The organism is Amycolatopsis rubida, assembly GCF_900115345.1.
Classification (GTDB): Bacteria; Actinomycetota; Actinomycetes; order Mycobacteriales; family Pseudonocardiaceae; genus Amycolatopsis; species Amycolatopsis rubida.
In genome coordinates, this window is the sequence record NZ_FOWC01000002.1 from 1,031,073 (window position 1) to 1,046,971 (window position 15,899).

General features: G+C 71.1%; 10 protein-coding genes. 6 read left to right on the forward strand and 4 right to left on the reverse strand.

Going from position 1 to position 15,899, the window contains the following annotated elements; genetic code table 11:
* Positions 1–71: 71 nt before the first annotated feature.
* The 4 genes from BM362_RS13755 (at position 72) to BM362_RS13770 (ending at position 5,766) form a co-directional block, all read left to right on the forward strand.
* Positions 72–1,562, forward strand: a complete 1,491-nt coding sequence (locus tag BM362_RS13755) for an MSCRAMM family protein (RefSeq protein ID WP_093573324.1) — start codon at positions 72–74, stop codon at positions 1,560–1,562.
* Between the two features lie 18 nt (positions 1,563–1,580).
* On the forward strand, positions 1,581–2,288 hold the full coding sequence (locus tag BM362_RS13760) for a class F sortase (protein WP_093573325.1): 708 nt from the start codon (positions 1,581–1,583) through the stop codon (positions 2,286–2,288).
* Between the two features lie 217 nt (positions 2,289–2,505).
* The gene (locus tag BM362_RS13765) at positions 2,506–4,497 is read left to right on the forward strand and encodes an SDR family oxidoreductase (RefSeq protein ID WP_067576532.1); all 1,992 of its coding nucleotides are present in this window, start codon (positions 2,506–2,508) and stop codon (positions 4,495–4,497) included.
* 120 nt (positions 4,498–4,617) lie between these two features.
* Positions 4,618–5,766 (forward strand): coiled-coil domain-containing protein, encoded by a 1,149-nt coding sequence (locus BM362_RS13770; RefSeq protein ID WP_067575823.1) that lies wholly within the window; start codon positions 4,618–4,620, stop codon positions 5,764–5,766.
* Positions 5,767–6,020: 254 nt separating this feature from the next.
* On the opposite strand, the gene BM362_RS13775 is transcribed toward BM362_RS13770, so the two are convergent.
* From BM362_RS13775 to BM362_RS13790, 4 genes are all read right to left on the reverse strand, one after another.
* Positions 6,021–7,340, reverse strand: coding sequence for an amidase family protein (locus BM362_RS13775; RefSeq protein WP_093573326.1), 1,320 nt, complete (start codon positions 7,338–7,340; stop codon positions 6,021–6,023).
* Positions 7,341–7,350: 10 nt separating this feature from the next.
* Positions 7,351–7,986, reverse strand: a complete 636-nt coding sequence (locus tag BM362_RS13780; protein WP_067575820.1) for a response regulator transcription factor — start codon at positions 7,984–7,986, stop codon at positions 7,351–7,353.
* Positions 7,987–8,088: 102 nt separating this feature from the next.
* Complete coding sequence (locus tag BM362_RS13785) at positions 8,089–8,352, reverse strand: hypothetical protein (protein ID WP_167545283.1); 264 nt, start codon at positions 8,350–8,352, stop codon at positions 8,089–8,091.
* Positions 8,349–8,627 (reverse strand): WXG100 family type VII secretion target, encoded by a 279-nt coding sequence (locus BM362_RS13790; RefSeq protein WP_067575817.1) that lies wholly within the window; start codon positions 8,625–8,627, stop codon positions 8,349–8,351. Before BM362_RS13790 ends, BM362_RS13785 begins: the two co-directional genes overlap by 4 nt.
* A gap of 320 nt (positions 8,628–8,947) precedes the next feature.
* Between BM362_RS13790 and BM362_RS13795 the strand changes: the two genes are divergently transcribed.
* Entirely contained in the window at positions 8,948–12,187 is a 3,240-nt protein-coding gene (locus tag BM362_RS13795) for an ATP-binding protein (RefSeq protein ID WP_067575815.1), read from the forward strand.
* Positions 12,188–12,251: 64 nt separating this feature from the next.
* Positions 12,252–15,872, forward strand: coding sequence for an ATP-binding protein (locus BM362_RS13800; protein ID WP_067575814.1), 3,621 nt, complete (start codon positions 12,252–12,254; stop codon positions 15,870–15,872).
* Positions 15,873–15,899 lie beyond the last annotated feature (27 nt).

A 15,899-nucleotide genomic window follows, 5' to 3' on the forward strand; every position in this document is an offset into this window, starting at 1 on the left:
GTTATTCGATCAGGTGAACTGCGAAGACGTCGTTCCGGCGTCGGCGGGCACGTCGAAGGAGCCAACACACCATGGGGTGGATCTCACGCCCGCGCGCTCGCTGGCGCGCGGCTACTGGGCTGGTCGCGACCGCGCTGCTCGGCGCACTCTCCGTAACCGCGCTGGGGACTGCTCCGGCCTCGGCCGACGCCATCACCGGCCACGGCCGAAACATCGAGCACAAAGAGGCAGACGGCGTCACGTACAAGGATTGGCTCGGCTCCTACAAGGTGGGCGGCAAGGACGTGTTCTGCGTCAGCTTCCACCTGAAGGCACCGGACAGCGACGAGGAGTACCAACCAGGTCAAGATCTGCTGACGAAGTGGGGCAAGCCGCTGGAGCCCGACATCGCAGGCAACATCTCGTACCTGCTGTTGCGTTACGGCACCACCTCCAATGACGACGAGGCCGCCGCGCTGGCCCACCTGCTGCACTCGTGGACGGCTCCGACGCAAACGCCCGGCGACACGGACTTCGGCACACCCCCGAACAAGGCGGCCTATCCCGAGGACAAGTACTTCAAGCTCCTCACCCCGGAAGCCGCCAAGGATGTGGCCACGATGAAGGCCGAGGCCAAGGCGAACCGCGGCCCGTGGACCGCGTCAGTCACCGCGCCGAAGGGCGATCAGCACATCGGCCAGCCCGCGACCTGGACGGTCACGGTGAAGAACTCCGAGGGCAAAGGCATTCCGGACGTTCCGGTGAAGCTGACCGCCACCGACGGGACTATCGGCCAAGCGGACAAGCAGTCGGACACGGAGAAGGCTTCGGACTCTTCCTCCGGGAACTCCGCGCCGCAGGCCGCACAGAAAGACACGACGCTGAAGACCGAGGCCAACGGCACGGTCACGGTGAAGGTCACGCCGACCGGCTACCAGCCGAAGCTTGTCGCGTCGTTGTCCGCGCCCGCCGACAAGCCGAAGGTGCAGAACCCGGTCAAGACCACGGACGGAATCCAGAGCGTCGTCGGCACCGGCGGGGAAAAGCAACTGACCGCGCAGGGCGTGGTCGCGGTAGCGAAGCCGGGCAAGGTGCAGGTCACCAAGACCGACGCCAAGACCGGCAAGGGCATCGGCGGCGCGACGCTGCGGGTCACCGGCAAGGACCGCAAGACCGCGGCCACCAGCCAGGACGGCAAGCCGCTCACCGGGCCGGACGGCCAGCCCGCCGTGGTCACCACCAGCGGCGACAACGGCACCGCGACCGTCGAGAATCTGCTGGCCCCGCAGGAGGTCTGCGTGGTCGAGGTGAACGCGCCGCCGGGCTACACCAACGCGTTCGACCCGAACAACCCGCCCGCCGCGTGCGGATCGCTGGCGCCGGGCGGCACACTTGCGCTGACTGTGGCCAACACGCCGAACGAAGTGCCGCACGCGATCCCCGCCGGCGACCTGCCGGTGACAATGGCCAAGGGCACGGTCGAAACGAGCTTCTCCACCGGCGGCATCGCGGGTCTCGCGGCGCTGGTGCTCGTCGGTTCGGCGCTGGTCGGGTTCGCCGCTCGGCGGTCGGCCCGGCGGTAAGCGAAAGCAGTAAGGGCAATGAGCGGAAAAGGACGGCTGGTCGGTGGGTTCGTGCTCGGCGCGGCAAGCGTGCTGGCGGTGGAACTCGCGACGGTCGTGATCAGTTCGCCGCCGACGACGGTGGTGGCCGGGAGCGCGTCCCCGGTCACCGCCGCGGTTCCGGCCGCACCCCCGCAGCAACTGGCTCCCGCGCCACCGCCGTCGAGCAGTGCGGTGCCGCCTAGCAGTTCGGCGGCCGCACCGCCGGCCGCGCCCGCGGAGCACCGGCAAGCCCCGGAACCGGGGCCGCAGGCGCCGGGCACGATCCGGCTGCCCGGCGGCGGGACCGCGGCGATGGTGCGCCAGGACCTCGGGCCGGGCAGCACGCTGCCGGTGCCGTCGGACATCGGCCAGGCGGCGTGGTGGGGCGCGGACCTGGAAGCGGTCAGCGGCGCGAGCGTGTTCGCGGGCCACGTGAACTGGCGCGGCGCGACCGGGCCGTTCTCCGAACTGTGGAGCGAGCGCATCGGCGGCGTGGTGACGATCGTGGACCGCGCGGGCAAGACGAGCCGGTACCGGATTTCGCAGCTGGTCACCGTGCACAAGAACGATCTGCCGGGCCGCGCCGACGATCTCTTCGGCCAGGCCGGTCCGCACCGGGTGGTCCTGGTGACCTGCGGCGGGCGCTGGATCGGCGGGAGCGACGGGTACGAGGAGAACCGCGTCGTGATCGCGGACCCGGAGTGAGGGGTCCCCTCGTGACCCGCTAAAACCGCGCGAGGGGTCCATTCGCGCAGTTTTTGGCCGATCCGTCGCTCGCGGAAATCCGCTGCCACCTGCGGAACCTCCTGCGGACACTAAGTTACTTGCGAGTAACCTCACCCTGCCGCGTTGTGGTCAGGGCGGCGTCCATGCAGCAGAATGCCCATGGGTCCAGGCGGCGGCACGGCGGAGGGTGATGGAGATGGCGACGTTCTTGGTGACAGGCGCGACCGGGTTGATCGGGCGCCAGGTCACCCGGCAGCTGCTCACCCGGCCGGAGGTGGAACGGGTCGCGCTGGTGGTGCGCGCGTCGTCGCGGGAGAAGCTGGCCGCGCTCGTCGACGGATGGCCGCATCCAGACCGCGTGACGCTGGTGACCGGCGACCTCGGCGAACCGCTGATGGGAGTGTCCGAAACGGACCGGGAGGCGCTGCGCGGCGTCGACCACGTCATCCACCTCGCCGCGCTCTACGACATCACCGCCGACGACGAAACCAGCATCCGGGCCAATGTGGACGGTACGCAGAACGTCATCGACCTCGCCGCGGACCTGAACGCCGGGTGTCTGCACCACGTCTCGTCGGTCGCCGTCGCGGGCGACCACGAAGGACTGTTCACCGAGGACATGTTCGACGTGGGCCAGCGGCTGATCACGCCGTACCACCGCACCAAGTTCGAGGCCGAGAAGCTCGTCCGGGACCAGCACGAGGTGCCCTGGCGGGTGTACCGGCCGGCGGTCGTGGTCGGCGATTCGCAGACCGGCGAGATGGACAAGATCGACGGCCCGTACTACCTCTTCCCCGCGATCAGCAGGCTCGCCGGGTTGCCCGACATCCCGTCCGCCGGGCCGGATCTGGGCGACACCAACGTGGTTCCGGTCGACTACGTCGCGAAGGCGCTGCTGGAACTGGTCACCACGCCGGGTCTCGACGGCCGCGCCTTCCACCTCGTCAACCCCGAACCGCAGCCGGTGGTGGCGGTCTACAACGCGTTCGCCCGCGCCGCCGGAGCGCCGACGATCACCGTGCAGCTCGGCGACAAGGTGTCGAAGGGAATCGTCGGGCTGGTCAAGCTCAGCGAGCACATTCCGGGGTTCACGATCGCCCGCGACGCGGTGCTGGAGCGGCTCGGCATTCCGCCGGTGCTGCTGGAAACGATGGCTTTCCCGTCGGTGTTCGCGTCGACGGAAACGCGGAAGGCGCTGGCCAGCAGCGGCGTCGAGGTGCCGCAGCTCGAGGAATACGCCGCGACGCTGTGGCGCTATTGGCGCGAACACCTCGACCCGTTCCGCGCGCGCAAGCACGGTCCGCGCGGCGAACTGGACGGCCGCCGGGTGATCATCACCGGCGCGTCGTCGGGCATCGGCCGGGCGACCGCGCTGAAGGTCGCCGCGGCGGGCGGGGTGCCGCTGCTGGTCGCGCGCAGGCAGCACGAACTGGAAGAAGTGCGGGACGAGATCATCACGGCGGGCGGCACCGCGTCGGTGTACCCGGCGGACCTCACCGACGAGGATTCGGTGCGCAAGGCCGTGGACGCGATGCTGTCCGAACACGGCCGGATCGACATGCTCGTGAACAACGCCGGCCGCTCGATCCGGCGCTCGATCAAGCTGTCCTACGACCGGATGCACGACTACGAGCGCGCGATGGCGATCAACTACTTCGGCGCGGTGCGGCTCATCCTGGCGGTCCTCCCGCACATGTCGGAGCGGAAATTCGGGCACATCGTGAACGTTTCCTCGATCGGCGTGCAGGGAATCGCGCCGCGGTTTTCCGCCTACGCCGCGTCGAAGGCCGCGCTGGACTACTTCTCCCGGATCGCGGCGACCGAAACGCACGGCGACGGGATCACCTTCACCACCATCCACATGCCGCTCGTGCGCACGCCGATGATCCGGCCGACGAAGATCTACGACGCGTTCCCCACGAAATCGCCGGAGCAGGCGGCGGACATGGTGCTGAAAGCGCTGATCCAGCGTCCGAAGCACATCGGCACCCCGGCGGGCCAGGCGATCGGGCTGACCTACACGCTCGCGCCGGGGCTCACCGACGCGATCGCGTACCAGGGATTCCGGATTTTCCCGGACTCCGCGGCGGCGGGCGGCAGCGGGAAACTGAAGATCGGGCGGGGCGAGAAACACCTGTCCCGCGCGGCGATGGCGCTGGCCCGGCTGTCGCGCGGGTTCCACTGGTAGTGACTGCTTCGCGCGGCGGGTGAGGCCGTTCAGGCGAGATCGCCGCGAAGAATCGACCCGGGGCGGTGATTCACCACTCCTGGCGGCACGCACGCCAGGTGCGCGGGTACGGTCGTGGGCATGGTTCCCGAGCGAGACAACGGCCTCCTCCCGCTGCGGCGCGAGTACACCGAAGCCTGGCGCGGCTTCGACCGCACCGAGGTGCGGCAGTACCTCGACCACCTCGAAGGCCAGCTGCACCGGCTGATCACCGACCGCGACGCGGCGGCCGCCCAGGTCGCCACGCTGTCGCGCGAACTCGAGACGACGCGCGGCGAGGTGTCGAAGCTGCAGTCGCGGGTCGAGGAACTGATGAAGCCGCCGGAGCGGCTCGAGGACCTGGACGAGCGGATGCAGCGCACCGTGACGCTCGCGAACGCGCGGGCCGAGGAGATCACCAAGCGCGCGCAGGTGGCGGCCGAGAAGCACTGGGCGTCGTCCACCGAGGCGTCCACGAAGCTGCGCGAGCGGTACCACCGCTTGGTCGAGGAGCTGGACAAGCAGGCCGAAGCGCTGCACTCGGAGCACGAGGCCGCGCTGCAGGAGACCCGCGCCGAAGTGCAGCGGCTGACGGTCGAGGCGGCGCAGCGCCGGGAACTCCTCGACAACGAAGCCGAGCGCAAGCGCCGCAAGATCGAGCGCGACTTCGACGCGAAGATCACCGCCGAGCGCACCGCGCACGAAAAGATGATCGCTGACCAGCGCACAGCCAGCAAGAACCAGGCCGAGCGCCGCATCTCGGAAGCCACCGCGGAGGCGACCCGCCGCGTCGAGGAGGCGACGGCGGAGGCCAAGCGCCGTCTCGACGAGGCGACCACGCAGGCGGCCCAGCGCACCACCGCGGCGACACGGAAGGTGGAGCGGCTCGCCGAGATCCGCGAACAGGCCCGCAAGAACCTGGCGATGGCGGACGAGGTCCTCGGCCGCAGCGAAAACTTGCTGACGGCGCTGCCGTCGGAATCGGTGCTGCCCGCCGCGTCGAAGCTGGTCGGCGGCGACGACCCGGCCCAGCCGGACCCCTCGCCGGGGCCCGTTGAGCCGAAGGCCGCACCGTCGCCGAAGCCGAAGAGCGGGAACGGTTCGGGTGCCAAGGCCACGACCGGGAACGGCTCGTCCGGGAGCGGTGGGGCGACGGAAAGCTCGGCTGGAAACGGCGCGAAGAACGGGAACGGTTCGACGAGCAACGGCGCGAAGTCCCAGCCGCAGGCGGCGGGCAAGCCCAGCAGCTGAGCCGCAACCGGCAGTAAGCCCGCCAGCCCGGACGACGGGGTGGCGGGCAGTCAGCTGCGGCTATCCGAGCAGGCCTTCCACACGCAGATTGGAAGGAACAACGGACCACCGCGCGAAGCTGGCCCGCCCTCAGGGGTTCGCGGCGCGCGCTAGTAGTCGCGCTGCCCGCCAACGTGCGCCCAGGCCAAGTCCATGAGAGCCACCTTCAGGGACTCTGATTCCCTCAGGGTTCCCCTCACGGACCGCAGGCCCCCCTAGACCGTCCGCGGCCAGGGGTTCGCCGATTCCAGTTCCGCCGCCAGCCCGAGCAGCACCGGCTCCCCGCCGGGGCGAGCGACCAACTGCACGCACATCGCCAGGTCATGGACGGGATGCCGGGCCACCGGAACGGACAGCGCCGGGTATCCGGCGAGGTTCCACGGACCGGTGAACGACGCCACTCTCGATGACGGGACCGCGTTCGCCAGCCAGGATTCGCGGTGCCAGCGGCGGGCTTTCAGCGGCAGCGTCGCCAACGTCGGGGTCACCAGCACGTCGTGGGACTCGAAGAACTGCGCCGCGATCGCCTCCCATTCGTCTCGGGCGCGGTCGTTGACCAGGCGTGCGGTCAGACGGCCTACCCGGACGTGGGTTCGCGTGCGGGGCTGGAGGCGGGACAGGTCGAAGGAGCCCACGGCCTGCTCGGCCGGACCGGCGAGCCAGCGAGCGACCAGGCCGCCCAGGGCGCGGAGCGGGTAGGCGGGGGTCGCGGAAGTGACCGAGTGGCCGGCCGACAGGAGTTCGGCTGCCTGCTCGACGGCGGCGCGAAGCGGGCGAGACAGCGGGGCGCGCGTGAACGGGACCTGGGTGGAGGTCGCGATGCGCAAGGGGCCCGAAGTCGCCGTCGTTGCCCATTCCGGGCGGTCGGCCAGGACGGACATCAGGAGGGCGGCGTCGGCGACCGTCGTGGTCAGCGGGCCGTGGGTGGAGAGGCCGAACCAGCCTGGGTTCTCTTCCCAGACCACGTCCCGGCCCGGTTTCAGGCCGACGATTCCGCACATTCCGGCGGGGAGGCGGATGGATCCCAGGCCGTCGGTGCCGTGGGCGATCGGGACCAGGCCCGCGGCTACCGCGGCGGCGCTGCCGCCGGAGGAACCGCCTGCGGTGAAGGCCGGGTTGCGGGGATTGCGGGCGATCCCGGCGGGGTCGTCGCTGGTCGGGAAGATGCACAGCTCCGGCACGCGGGTCAGGCCGACGATGACCGCGCCGGCCGCGCGCAGGCGGGTGGCGATCAGACCGTCGGCGGCCGCCGCCTCGCGCGGGCCCGCTTCCGAGCCCCAGCCCAGGTACTCGCCAGCGACCTCGGTGACGTCCTTGACCGCGACGGGGACGCCGGCCAGGGGCAGCGAAGCCAGGTCCGGGCGGGCCGCGACTTCGGCGGCTTCGGCTCGGGCCTCGGCGAAGCGCACTCGGCGGAAAGCGCCGACGACGCCGTCCGCTGCCGCGATCCGGGCGAGAGCTTCCTCGGTCACCTGGACCGGGTCCAGCTCTCCTGCCCGCACTCCGCGGGCGATCTCTACCGCCGTCTGCACCATGATCAGCAGATTAGATCGCGCCTGCGCGCAGGGCATAGGCCACGGCGTGCGCACGATTGTTCAGACCGCATCGGGTCATCAGGCCGTACAGCACGTTCTTGACCGTCCGCTCCGAATAACAGAGCTTCGTCGCGATCTCCTCGGTGCCGTAGCCCTCGGCGACCAGCCGCAGCACGTCGCATTCGCGCGACGCCAGGCCGGACAGCGTGAGGCCGTTCGGCTCCAGCACGTCGCGGCGCATCCGCTGCACCTGCGCGAGCAGCGCCCCCTGCAGCCGCGGCGGGAGCGTCGCGGTGCCGTCACCCGCGGCCAGCACTGCCGCGACCAGTTCGCCGCCGCCGGTTTCGCGACGCGGCAGGATCGCGACGACCCCGCACTCGACCGCCGTCATCAGGTCGCTCTCGCGGAAATGGTCGACCACGATCACCAGATGCGGTCCGGTCAGCTGCTCGGACTGCCTGCCCAGGTCCCGCACCTGCGACAGCACCCGGTCGGTCACGTGCTCCTCCATCACGAGGACCACGTCCGCCTGGCTCGCCGCGTCCTGGCCGACCATGACCAGCTCCGGGCGCGAACCCAGCAGGCTCGCGGCTCCGGCCCGGGTGATCGGGTCCGAGGCGAGCACTGCGACCTTGACGAGCTTCACGACTACCCCCTCCACATTGCCTGGACCCACTGTGCCGGGCGAGACTTCACGTTTTCTGGCGTGCTGGTGAAGGCCGGTGAAGAAAATCGGGGTTTTCCCTGTTCAGCGGCCTCTTTTCGGGTCTTCGGAAGAGATCTCGCGGAACGCTTGCGCCGCCCGGTCGAGGCATTCGGGCATCCGGTCGAGCGCGGTGGCCCACTCCCGTTTGGCCTCCCGGTAGCGAGCGCGCGCCGCGGCGGGCCAGCCGGCCACCTCGGGTTCCACCGCGGACTCCAGTTCGGCGAGCACCGCGCCGAGGTCGCCGGTGGTGCGGCGGATCCGGGACAGCACCTCGGCGGCCTGGTCGAAGCCGGGGTCGCCGCTCATCGGTGATCGGCGCACCGCACGCGCTCATCTGAGCACTTTGCGGTGGTGGACGCGGCCGTACCGCGCGCGCCGTCCACGAGATCTGCCAGACTTGCCAGAATGCGATCGAACTGCTGCTCCCAATCGTTCATCGCCTGGCCGAACCGCACCGCCGCCTCGCCGCGCCACGACGCCTGCAGCGCCGCCATTTCGCTGTTCACCGTGCCGAAACAGGCGTTCGCCGCGTCGATCGCCGCCGCGAACCTCGCCCTCGCCGGGGCCGGAACCGGGTCCACGCCTCCTCCTCACCGTCGCCGCGCCGAAGCCGCGAATCGAGCGCGCGGGTTCCTCATCGAGGCTGCCGCAGGGATTCCCGTTCGGAAACCGGGGAGCGCGGCCGATGCCCCTTTGTCGGGACAGGTGTGCCTGCCGGACCGCCCGGCCGGTTTGCCCGGCGTTCACCGCCGGGCCTCCCCCGCGACTCTGTCAGGCGGACAATTCGCTGGACAAGACCGGCAAAAGCAACCCGGAGCGGTCCCGCGACGTCACCTTTTCGGCGTAAGCTCACCAGTGGCATCCGGCGTGTGACGATCCGTCAGCGCGTGAAGGGAGACCGATGTCGGCATCCGGCGGCGTCCCGGCGCCGGAAATCCAGCTGCTCGGACCGGTGCGAGCCTGGCTCGGCGACCGGCAGCTCGACCTCGGTTCTGCTCATCGGCGCACAATCTTCGCGGTACTCGCCTTTTCCGCGAACCGCACCGTCTCCCGCGAAGTGCTCATCGACGCGGTGTGGGGCGACGCACCCCCGGCCAGTGCGCAAGGGAGCATCTACACCTATATCTCCGGCCTGCGCCGCGTGCTCGAACCTGGCCGCCGCAAAGGCGCCGAATCGCAGCTGATCGCGTCCACCGGATCCGGCTACTCGCTCTGCGTCGATCCGGAGCGGATCGACGTCCACCGCTTCAGCGCGCTGCGCGACCTCGGCAACCGGCTGCTCGCCGAGGGACGCCGGGCCGAGGCGCGGAGCGTGCTCGACGAGGCTCTCGCGGAGTGGGACGGCACGCCGCTGCAATGTCTCACCGGGCATTACGCCACCGCGCAGCGGGTGCGGCTGGAGGAACTCCGGCTGGCGACCGTCGAACGCCGGGCCGAGCTGGCGATGGACTCGGGCGAGTCCGCCGGGCTCGGCGCGCAGCTCGGCGAGCTCGCCGCGGAACACCCGTTCCGCGAGCCGCTGCACGGACTGCTCATGCGAGCACTCGACCAGGCGGGCCGGCATCACGAGGCGCTCACCGTCTACACCGAGCTGCGCGAGCGGCTGATCGAAGCGTCCGGCACCGAGCCGGGTCCAGCGCTGCGGGAGCTGTACGAAAAGCTGCTGGCCGCCGACGAAGCGGTCGCGCCCGCGCCAGTCACGAAGGTTCCGCGCTTCCCGTTGCCAGTGCTGCCGCCGCGTCCGGCGACGTTTGCCGGGCGGGAAGACGAGCTGCAGCTGCTCAGCGAGGCCGTCGCCGGTCTCGGCGGCGGCCTCGGCCGTTCGGTGTGGGTCAAGGGCGAACCGGGAATCGGCCGGACCGCGCTGCTGGCCGAAACCGTCGCGCTGGCACACGAAGCCGGGTACCCCGCGCTGTTCGCCGCCGCGGACTCGCTCGACCAGGGCTTTGCTCTGCGTCCGCTGCTGGACGCGCTCGGCGTGCACCCGCGGGCCTCGGACCTGCGCCGCGCGGAACTGGCCGTGGCGCTCGCCGAGAACCCGGAGCTGGATCCCGTCCAGGGCATTCTCGGACTGGTCCGGCAGCTGTGCGCGGACGGCCCGCTCGCGCTCGTGGTCGACGATCTGCAGTGGGCGGACGAAACCACGTTGCAGGTGTGGCAGCATCTCGCGCGCGAGACCCGGCGGCTGCCGCTGCTGCTCGTCGGAGCGAGCCGTCCGCTCCCCCGCTCGGCCGCGCTCGAAGCGCTCGCCGCGGACCTGTCGTCCGGCGCGACCTCGCTGCTGCGGCTGGAACCCTTGCCAGACAGCGAGATCCGGAAGCTCTCGGCCGACCTGACCGGTGCGCCGCCGAACCGGATGTTCTCGCTGCTGCTCAGTCACGCCGCTGGAAACCCGCGCTATGCCACGGAAATCATCGAGACGCTGCTCGCCAATTCGATGATCCTGCTCGACGGCGCGCACGCGATCGTCGACGGTTCCTCGTGCCGTTCGATCCCGTCGCCGCTCGGCTCGCGAATCACGCTGTACCTGATCTTCCTCTCCAGCTCGGCGCGCGACCTGCTGCGCTGGGCGGCCTTGCTGGGCAAGGAGTTCTCGCTCGCCGACATCGCGATCGCCACCGAACGCGCGCCGACCGCGCTCGTCCCCGCGGTCGAGGAGGCACTCACCGCGGGGGTGCTGGTCGAGTCCGGTGATCTGCTCGCGTTCCGGCATCCGTTGCTGCGCCGCGTGTTGTACGAGAAGACGCCAGCCGCGATGCGCGTAGCGCTGCACCGGCAGCTGGCCGAAGCGCTCGATGGAGCGGGTGCGGGCGCGGAACGCGTCGCCGAACAACTGGCCGCCGCGCCCGCGCAGGTGGATCCGTGGGTGGCGAACTGGCTGGTCGAGCACATCGGCACGGTCGCCGCGCAGTCGCCGCGGACCGCGGTGGATCTGCTCAAACAGGTGGTCAAGCAGGCCGTGCTGCCCGCCGAGGCCCGCGAACCGCTCACCGCCACGCTCGCCCGGCTGCTGTTCTGGCTCGGCCGGGAGCCGGAGGCGGAGGCGCGGTCGGTCGTCGCGCGCACCCAGGACAGCAGGCAGGCCGCGGAAATGCGCTGGATCCTCGCCTACATCTATTACCGCCGCGGCGAATTCGCCGAAGCCTCCGCGGAAGTCCGCCGCACGCTGGCCGATCCGAAGGTGCCGGAGATGTGGCGCGGGCGGCACGAAACCTTGCGCGTCACCATCGAGCGGTTCGCCGTCGACCATCAGGCGGCCGCGCCGGATCTGTCCGAACTGGGCGTGCTGGACGGGCTCGACAACGACGCCGACCTGAGCACCGCGCGCCGGCTGGCCGCGACCCGGGCGGTGCCCGGCGAGATGCACCTGGCCGGCGCGGTGCACTATTACTGGCGCGGCCGCTGGGGCGAGGCGCTGGCCGAACTCGACACGGTGATCCGGGGCGGTGCCGAAACCGCGTCGTATGTGTTGCGCAGCCCGGGATCGGCGTTGCTGGTGCACGGCGTCGGCGCGCTGATCGCGAGTCACCGGGACGAACCGGACGAGGCGCGCGCGCATCTCGACACGGCCGCCCGGCACCAGTTCCCGCACGGTCTCGAACCGAACGGCGGCGACTACCTGCTCGCCGCGCGCGCCCAGCTCGCCGAGCTGGAAGGCGACCCGGAAGCCGCTCTCGCCGCGCTTCTCCCGCTGCTGGACCAGAACTACCCGCCCGCGGCGCGCCAGCAGTGGCTGCCCGACCTCGCCCGGCTCGCCATGCAGCTCGGCGACCAGCCGCACGCGTTCCGGGCGTTGCGGCTGATGGGCGACACCAGCGGATACGACACTCCGCCGTCGCACACCGCGGCGACCGCGCACTGCCGGGGCCTGGTCACCGCGGATCCGGACGCGATCCTCGGCGCCGCCACGCACTACGAATCCGCCGGTCGGATGCTCAAGCACGCTCGGGCCAGCGAGGACGCCGCGATCCTGCTCGCCGAGTACCGCCGCCTCGACGAGGCGCGCACGGCTTTCCTCGCGGCACTCACCAGCTACACCTCGGTCGGCGCGGCCTGGGACGTGCGAAGGGCCGAGACACGGATGCAGCCGTACGGCATCCGGCGGGCCAGTCCGGTCCGCGCGCGTGCGGCAGGAGAGTGAACCGGGGTGGACTCGCGTCCATGATCGAGGCGGTAAACTCGGTCAACACGGCGAATGGAACGGCATGCCAGGGGATTTGCGGGTGACGGCGCTCGGCCCGCTGCGCGCCTGGCGCGGGACGACCGAGATCTCGCTCGGACCCGCGCGGCAGCGGGCGGTCTTCGCCATGCTGGCGGTCGCCGCCGGACGGCCGGTGTCGCGCGCGGAGCTGATCGCGGGCGTATGGGGCGAGTCGCCGCCGGCCAGTGTCGAAGGCAGCGTGCACACCTATATTTCCGGACTGCGCCGCGCGCTGGAGCCGGAACGCACCCGGTGGTCCGCCTCGACCGTGCTCGGATCCGGTCCGGCGGGTTACACGCTCGACCTCGCGCCGGAAGCGCTGGACGCGGCGAAGTTCGAGCAGCACCGGGAGAACGGCAAGCGCGAGGCCGAGGCCGGGGCGCACAACCGGGCGGTGGCCGAATTCAGCGCCGCGCTCAAGCTCTGGCACGGCGAAGCGCTGTCCGGGGTGCCCGGAAATTTCGCCGAGCGGCATCGCGCGTACCTGGCCGAGCTGCGGCTGGACACCCTGGACCGAGCCGCCCGCAGCAGGCTGGAAATGGGCGGCCACCAGGAGATCATCGCCGAGCTGACCGCGCTCACCGCCGAATATCCGCTGCGCGAATCGCTGCGGGCCTCGCTGATGCTCGCGCTCTACCGCAGCGGACGGCATTCCGACGCGCTCGATGTGTTCCGCGAAGCGCGCCGCACGCTCCGCGCCGAGCTGGGGGTGGAGCCCGGACCCGGGCTGCGTGAACTGCACCAGCGCGTGCTCGCCGAGGACCCGGCGCTGGATCTGCCGCGCCCCGAGGTGCCGGAACCGGTCGTACGGGCGCCGGGAGACCTGTTGCTCGGCCGGGAAGCCGAGGTCGGCAAGCTGCGCAAGCTGCTCGACGGCGTCCGCGCGGGCCGCGGCCGGGCGGTGTGGATCGAGGGCGAGGCCGGGATCGGGAAGTCGGAGCTGCTGGCGCACGCGTTCGGCGACGCCGGTGGCCTCCAGGTCGCCTGGGTCACCGCGGACGAGCTGAGCATGCGGTTCCCGTTGCAGGTGATGCACGAATGCCTGGCGATCGATCCGCATTCGCCGGATCCGCGCCGGGCACGCGTCGCGCTGAGCAGCGAAGAGCCGGTGCGGCGCGTCGGCGATCCGGTGCTGGACTCGGTGGACCGGCTGCTGGCGCTCGTCGACGAACTGTGTGCCGAATCGCCGTTGTTGCTCGTGGTCGACGACTTGCAGTGGGCGGACGAATCGAGCGTGCTGGTGTGGCACCGCTTGTCCGCGGCCGCCCGGCAGCTGCCGCTGCTGCTGGTCGCCGCGACGCGACCGGCACCGGAGCGGCCGGAAATGACCCAGCTGCGCCGCGGCGTCGAGACGCGGGACGGGATCGTGCTCGACCTCGGCCCGCTCGGCGAGGACCACGTCCTGTCCCTGCTACGTCGGCAGATCGGCGCGGATCCCGGGCCGCGGCTGCGGGATCTGACCGCGCGGGCAGGCGGCAATCCGCTGTACCTCAAGGAAATGCTGGACGCGCTGGTGCACTCGGGCGCGGTCGAGCACCGCGACGGGCTCGCCGACGTCCCGGATCCGCTGCGGTTCGAGCCGCCGGAATCGATCGTCGCGGCGGTCAACCGGCGGCTGGAACTGCTGCCCGCGCAGACCCGGCATGTGCTGGGCTGGGGTGCGATCCTCGGCATGGAGTTCGCGGTCGGCGACATCGCGGCGGTGCTCGGGCAGCGTCCCTCAGACCTGCTCGGCCCGCTCGAAGCGGCCGTGGCGGACAACATCCTGCTCGACACCGGAACCCAGCTCGCGTTCCGGCTTCCCTTGCTGCGCCAGACGTTGTACCACCATCTGCCGCCGGAAACGCGGGCCGCGCAGCATCGGCAGGCGGCCGAAGCGCTGGCCAGGATCGGCGCGCCGGTGAAGCGGGTCGCCGAGCAGCTCGTCGCCGTTCCGTCCACTGTGGATCCATGGGTGCTGGACTGGCTCGTGGCACAGCAGAGCGCGGTGTCGAACCGGGCCCCGCTGATCGCGGTCGAGCTGCTGGAGCGCGCGCTCGCCGTGGTCGAGGACGACGATCCTCGCCGCGAACCGTTGCTGGTCGCGCTGGTGCGAGTGTTGTTCCGGCTCGAACGGAACCCGGAAGACCTTGCGCTGCAAGCACTGGCGCTGTCCCGCGATCCGGACAACGCGGCGGAGATGCGCCACGTAGTGTCCGCGATGCGGTTCCGCCGCGGCGACGTGCAGCTCGCGGTGGAGACGCTCGGGAATCCGGCGACGGACCCGGGCGTCCCGGAGCTGTGGCGGGTCCGCGGCCGCCATTTGCTCGCGAACTTCCGGCGCGGCGGACTCGACGACCTCGATGTCGCGGAGAAGACCGCGCATCGCGCGCGGGCCGAGGCGGACGGCGACCGCTACCTGACCGCGCACGCGCTGCAGACGTTGTGGCTGGTCGATTCCGTGCGGCGGCATCACGCCAGCGCGCTGAAGCACGTGGACGAGGCGATCGCGGCCGTCGGCGACGAGCACGAACTGGCCGATCTGCACCTGGATCTGCTGGACAACCGCGTCTTCACGCTGCAGAACCTCGACCGGCTGGACGACGCGAACCGCACGCTGCAGGAGGCCGCCGAGGTGACGCGGCGGCACAGCATGCCGAGCGGGTTGCAGGTTTCCGTGGCGGTGCACCGGTTTTGGGAAGGCCGGTGGGACGAAGCGCTGGTCGAACTGGACACGGTGACCGAAGACGGTCCGGCGATCACCTTCTTCGGCCTGCGGGAACCGGGTGCGGCGGCGCTGCTGCTGCACGGGGTCGCGGCGCTCATCGCGGCGCGACGAGGCGAGCGCGCGCAGGCGGCCGCGCTGCTCGACGCGGCGGAGGAACACGCGCCCGCGACCAGTGCCGAGCGGGAGAGTTTCGACTTCTTGCTTGCCGCGCACGCGCTGGTCGCCTATCAGCAGGGTGATCTGCAGAAGGCGATCACGGTGTTCGAGCCGATCCTGAATCCGACTTACGCGCAGATGATGCTGCGGCATCAGTGGCTGCCGCAGTTCGCGCAGATCGCATTGGCGGCGGGCGACCGGGCGGCGGCGGAGCGGGCGCTGGCGGTGTGTGTCGAAGAGGCGGAGAAGGAACTCGAACCGGCGCGGGCGTTCGCGGCTGCTGAATGGTGCCGGGGGTTGCTGGGCGAGGATCCGGATCCGGTCCTGCGGACGGTCGGGCATTTCCGTGCGGTGGGGAGGAAACCGGAGCTGGCCAGCGCGCTTGAGGACGCGGCGGTGCTGCTGGCTCGCGTCGGCCGGCTGGATGCCGCGCAGGCCGCGTTCGATGAGGCGGCTTCGCTGTACACGGAGCTCTCGGCGGCGTGGAATCTGGAGCACGCGGAGACGCGGTTGCAGGCGGTCGGCGTGCAGCGTGGGGCTTCGCTGGCGTCGGCGCGGCCGGAGCACGGCTGGGAGTCGCTGTCGACGCTGGAGGTCCGAATCGCCCGGCTCGTCGCTGCTGGCCGGTCCAACCCGGAGATCGCCACGGAGCTGCGCCTGCCTCGGCGGACGGTTCAGGCGCACGTCGTGCGGTTGCTCGGGAAGCTGGACGCGCCGTCGCGCAGCGAGCTGGCGATCACCGTGGCGCGCCGGACGGGTTGACGAAAGTCGGGGGTTGCTGGCGACTGT

Coding starts and splice junctions, on each gene's coding strand:
- BM362_RS13770 (WP_067575823.1), top strand. CDS start 4,618: ATGGTTCCCGAGCGAGACAACGGCCTCCTCCCGCTGCGGCGCGAGTAC.
- BM362_RS13785 (WP_167545283.1), bottom strand. CDS start 8,352: ATGAGCGGCGACCCCGGCTTCGACCAGGCCGCCGAGGTGCTGTCCCGG.
- BM362_RS13755 (WP_093573324.1), top strand. CDS start 72: ATGGGGTGGATCTCACGCCCGCGCGCTCGCTGGCGCGCGGCTACTGGG.
- BM362_RS13765 (WP_067576532.1), top strand. CDS start 2,506: ATGGCGACGTTCTTGGTGACAGGCGCGACCGGGTTGATCGGGCGCCAG.
- BM362_RS13795 (WP_067575815.1), top strand. CDS start 8,948: ATGTCGGCATCCGGCGGCGTCCCGGCGCCGGAAATCCAGCTGCTCGGA.
- BM362_RS13800 (WP_067575814.1), top strand. CDS start 12,252: ATGCCAGGGGATTTGCGGGTGACGGCGCTCGGCCCGCTGCGCGCCTGG.
- BM362_RS13760 (WP_093573325.1), top strand. CDS start 1,581: ATGAGCGGAAAAGGACGGCTGGTCGGTGGGTTCGTGCTCGGCGCGGCA.
- BM362_RS13775 (WP_093573326.1), bottom strand. CDS start 7,340: ATGGTGCAGACGGCGGTAGAGATCGCCCGCGGAGTGCGGGCAGGAGAG.